We start from the raw sequence: 4,623 nt of genomic DNA on the forward strand, positions 1-4,623 counted from the left end.
GCCCGCCCCCTTCCCGCCTGTGCCCGTGCTCCTGTTCGCGTTCTCGTCGTTGTCGTTGTCGTTGTCGTTGTTCTGGTTCTGGTCTCTCGTGCTCCGTCGACTTGTCCCACGGCCGTCCCCTGTTTCCCGTTTTCCCGGTGTTCCTGGATCGTCGCCACTGGGCGCGCACGGGTTCCGTGGTGCGCGCCGATACGTCGTAATAGGTGAATTCGCGGGCCTGTGGAGTGACCTCAGCGGGCCGTCATGCTCCAGGCCAGGGCCAGCGCCGCCGAGGGGGCGAGGGAGCCCACCCCCCAGCGGATGGCGCGGTACTTGGCGGACAGGATCGCGCTGACGTCGACCGCCTGGACGAGCAGCCAGCCCGCCGGATCGCGCCCCGCGTCGGCGACCCGGGCGGTGAGCGTCGCGAGGTCGCGGCGGGCACCCACCAGATCGCCGAAGTACGTCACCCCGTCCCGCGCCCGGACCGTGCCGGTGCGCGGCATGAGCGCCCCGACCAGCGCGGTCACCGCGACCGCCCAGAGCAGACCGGCGAGGATCAGCGTCACGTCGGCGGGTCCCCGCCAGCCGGGGGCGCCCTGCCAGCCGATGAGGAAGGCGGGCAGCGCGAGCGTCCCCGACAGCAGCACGGCCGCCTTCGAGTCGGCCCGCCCGAGATCCTCCCGGACGGTGCTGAGCAGCCGCTCGGCGACGCGCTCGGTCACCTGTTCCCCGCCGCGATCGGGCCCGTGCCGACCCCCGTGCGGCTCGGGCCCGACCAGTCCTGTGGTTCCCCCGTCACCGGTCACCGTCCGGTCCCCTCACGGGGTCCGGTCCCGTTCCCGCGACCGGTGTCGGAGTCGGAGTCGCCATCGGCGTCGTACGCCCAGTCCCAGCCGTCGTCCCGGGGGCGTTTGCGGCGGGGCGGTTCCGGGGCGGTGTCGTCCTCGGGCGGGTAGGGGTCCGCCTGGTGGGTGCCGTGGCGGCGGGCGTTGTCGGGGGGTGTGTCGGAGACCCAGTCCGGGGTGAAGGGTTCGGCGGTGGACGCCTCCAGCTCCGGCGTGGGCCGGTCGGTGCGGCCGTCGCGGCGGGCCGGGAGGGAGCCGATCGGGCCGCTGACCCCGCCCAGGCGCCCCCGGTTGAGGAGGTTGAGGGCCTGTGTCTCCATGTCGTTGGACTGGATCTGGCCGCTCTTCAGCATGTCGAACAGCAGGTCGACGCGCTCCTTCTCGTCGGCCCGGCCCTCCTGCCGGATCTTCTCCAGGAACTCCTTGGCCTCCGCGGGTTCGGCCGCCAGCATGTAGCTGAGCTGCTCCAGCTCCCCGCCCTGCAACATGGCCCGGAACCGCGCCTGGTGGACCAGGGTCAGCTCGGCGGAGGCCTGCGCGTCCCGGATGCCGTTCATGTACTCGATCGACCGGTCGTCGACGCGCAGCCGTACGTACAGCCGTACCCGCAGGCCGAGTTCGGCGCCCAGCTGGCCCCAGCGTCCGCCCGCGCACTCCCGGGTGATGGCCCGGTTGGCCTGTTCGGCCTCGTGCACCCGGTAGGTCGAGGTGACCTCGTGCAGCCGCTCCAGGACCGGGGAGGTGAGCCGTCCGGCGACGTCCTTCACGACCTCGACGGCGGCCAGGTACGGACTCTCCACCGTCCACTGGATGTCCACCTCGGCCTTGAAGAAGCTGGTCCCGCCCGCCGCGGGCAACTCCATCTCCAGCGGTGTCTGATAGGTGCCGAGCGCGATCTCGCAGATGTTGTACGGCCGCGCCAGCGCCCGTTTGTCCACGTGCTGGGTACCTCTCACGGTGACGACGCTGTGGCCGCCGTTCCGGTAGAACAGCACCAGCGCCTTCTGGGCGCTGACCTGCGGCTGGACGCCGTTCGGCGCGTACTCCGTCAGGAACGGGCCGGTCGGGTTCGCCGCCCCGGTGGCCTCGTCGTGGTCAGCCATGGCTTCTCTCCTCCTGGCCGATCTGACCGATCTGGCCGTTGTGGCCGTTGTGGCCGGTCCGGGTACGCCGGTCGTCGACCGCGAGCCACCACAGGGGGCGCGCGCGGCCGTCGGGGAACGGGTCGTCCGGATCGTTCATCATTCGGCGCAGCAGCCAGTCCAGCCGCCGCCGGTCGTTCTCCTTGGTGAACAGCGCGGGCAGCAGCTCCGCCAGCCCCGGCCGCGTCCACTCCGTGCCGTCCTTGCGGACGGCGGTGCGCAGCATGTTCTCCAGCGCGTCCATGGCCACATCCTTCGAGCGGGGCGTGTTCAGCGCGGTCCACATCAGGTCGGCCATGGGCTCGGCGAGTCCGGGCCGGGTCGCGGCCAGGGCGAGGGCGAGCGGCCAGTCGCCGCGCTCACCGAGCGCGGGCTCCGGCTCGTCGATCAGCAGCTTGTCCACCCTGGACTCGGCGAGCCAGATCGTGGCCGCGAGACCGAGGGTCTGGTACGCCTCCCGCTTGTGCCGGATCCAGTCGGACATCCGCCGCAGCACCTTCACGGCCTGCTCCTCGTCCGGCAGCGCCAGCAGCCGTACGACGTTGAACGCGGCGGCGGCGCGCAGCGACTGGTTGCCGTCCTCGCGGACCCCGATCCGGGCCAGCGCGTCCAGGGCGTCGTCGATGGTGTCCGCGCAGTTGCCGTAGCCGAGTGCCGCCGCCGCCGTCGAGCGCAGGGTCCAGGTCCCGGACCGGCTCCAGTCCTCGACGAGTTTCCGTACGGCCTTGCGGTGCGAGGTGTGACCGGCCGCCTGGTCCAGCATCGTGGCCGCGAACAGCCTGCGGTGGGCGCTGCCCCCGGCGAGCGGCCGGACCAGTTCGGCGTACCCGTGGTCGAAGTCCCGTACGCACAGCTCCCCGGCGGCGACCGCCGCGCGCACCCACACCTGGGGCCGCTGGTCGTCCGCCAGCAGCCGCAGCCAGCGTACGACCGGCGCCCGCACCGGGAAGTGCCGGTCCCACAGCTCGGTCAGCACCGCCGACGGCAGCGCGCTGCCCTGGTACCAGATCAGCCGCGCCGCCACCCCGGCCCCGGCCACCTCGACCTCGCCGGGGACGCTCTCGGCGCGGGAGAGGGCCAGGTCGGCGACCGGGTCGTCGCAGAACAGGGGGCGGGCGGGGGTGTGGTCGGGGTCGCACTGGACGGACAGTTCCCAGGTCAGCAGATGGGCGGCGGAGGACACCGCGCTGTGCGAGGCCCCGCCCAGGACAGCGAGCGCGATCCGGAACGCCACCGGGTGGAACAGGGCGGCGGTGCCCGGCCGTTCGGCGCCGCCGCCCTCCCCGTCCCCCGTGCCCTTGCGCGGTTGTGCGGCGAGCGCGCGGTCGACGCCCGCGAACCACTCCTGTGCCTGGTCGGCGGCGAGTCTGCGGCAGCGAGTCAGCAGCTCCTCGTACGGCAGGTCGCCGAGCAGATGTCCGGCCAGCAGGGAGGCGAGGAGTTCTGCCTCGGCGGGGCGCAGATCCTTGAGGCCGACCGCTTCGACGACCTCCGGCTGCCCCGCCAACTCCTCGGCGCGGGCGAGTAGTTGCTCCACTCCGAGGGCGCCCGACGGCTGCTTCTCCAGCCGCTCCTCCAGGCGTTCCCGCAGCCGGGTGGTGAGCAGTTCCTGGGTGGGCGCGGGTGGGCAGAGCATGCCGTAGCGGCCGGCGAGCAGGGGGCCCGCCGCCGAGCCGACGGTGACGACGAGCACCGCGTAGGCCTCGAACCGGGCCAGGGTGGTGGCCAGTTCGTCGAGGTCCAGTTCGTCCGGGGGCCGCGCGCCGGGCCGGGTGAGCGACAGTTCCAGCAGATAGCCGGTGCGGCCCGGGAAGTCGTCGCCGCCCAGCCGGGCCGCCAACTGCCGTACCCCGCCGTCCGGATCGACCCGGCGCACCCGTGAACCGTCGGCGGCCTCCGTGTCCTCGGGGGCCTCGGGGAGGTCGGCGGTGACCTCGGCGAGCAGGGAGAGCGCCGTACTCGTACGTCCCGTGCCGGGGGCCGCGCCGAGCACCAGCAGCCGGCCCGCGCGCAGGGCGCTCCGCAGTCGTACGTAGCCGTCGGGGACGACGTGCGCCCGGCGGAGCCTGCGCAGCTCCTCGGCGGGGACGGGCCCGCTGCGCAGGCCGGAGCCGTGCGGGCGGGGGTCGACGCCGAGGAAGATGTCGCCGAAGTGGGCGCTGCCGAAGGACGAGCCGCTGACGCTGGTGAGGTCGCGGCCGGCCTCGAACAGCGTCCGGGTGGCGCGGCGCGTGCGGGAGGCGGCGGCTAGGTCGGTGGGCGCGTCCTCGCCCTGCTCCTCGGCGAACGGCGCGCGGGTGTACTCCTTGAACCGCTCGGCGGCGAGCGCCCGTTCGTCCTCCTCCCGGGCCTTGTCCCCGTCCTTGTCCCCCTCCTTGTCTCCGTCCTTGTCCTTGTCGCCGTTGTTCTCCCGGTCGGTGCCCTTCCCCTCGGGCGGCTCCTTCCCGGGGGACCTGGCCTCGTTCTTCGCGTCCTCGCGGGGAGTGCCGGGGGCGTCGTCCGGCTGCTGGTCGTCGCTCACTTGCTGTCGCCCTTCGACCCGAAGTGGACTTCCCGCTGGTAGGTGTTGCCCTGGTGCACCTCGATGTCGCGCTGGGCGTGGAAGCTGTTGCGGGAGTCGTCGACCGGGGCGGTGCGGGGGGTGTCCGCAGGGA

3 protein-coding genes are annotated in these 4,623 nt (G+C 73.3%); all 3 read right to left on the reverse strand.

Going from position 1 to position 4,623, the window contains the following annotated elements; genetic code table 11:
- Positions 1–230 precede the first annotated feature (230 nt).
- The 3 genes from AOK08_RS37280 to AOK08_RS37290 are packed head-to-tail and all read right to left on the reverse strand — an operon-like array spanning position 231 to position 4,490.
- The gene (locus AOK08_RS37280) at positions 231–788 is read right to left on the reverse strand and encodes a Pycsar system effector family protein (protein WP_055534352.1); all 558 of its coding nucleotides are present in this window, start codon (positions 786–788) and stop codon (positions 231–233) included.
- Positions 785–1,930 carry a hypothetical protein gene (locus AOK08_RS37285; RefSeq protein WP_063794209.1) on the reverse strand — a complete coding sequence of 382 codons (1,146 nt, stop codon included), beginning with the start codon at positions 1,928–1,930 and terminating at the stop codon, positions 785–787. The genes AOK08_RS37280 and AOK08_RS37285 overlap by 4 nt, the downstream gene beginning before the upstream one ends.
- Positions 1,923–4,490 carry a hypothetical protein gene (locus tag AOK08_RS37290; protein WP_055534354.1) on the reverse strand — a complete coding sequence of 856 codons (2,568 nt, stop codon included), beginning with the start codon at positions 4,488–4,490 and terminating at the stop codon, positions 1,923–1,925. The genes AOK08_RS37285 and AOK08_RS37290 overlap by 8 nt, the downstream gene beginning before the upstream one ends.
- Positions 4,491–4,623 lie beyond the last annotated feature (133 nt).

Origin of the sequence: Streptomyces graminilatus, from assembly GCF_001418565.1 — a bacterium.
GTDB lineage: Bacteria > Actinomycetota > Actinomycetes > Streptomycetales > Streptomycetaceae > Streptomyces > Streptomyces graminilatus.

Bases quoted from the DNA above. Each gene is read 5' to 3' on its own strand.
- AOK08_RS37285 (WP_063794209.1), bottom strand. From the start codon at position 1,930: ATGGCTGACCACGACGAGGCCACCGGGGCGGCGAACCCGACCGGCCCG.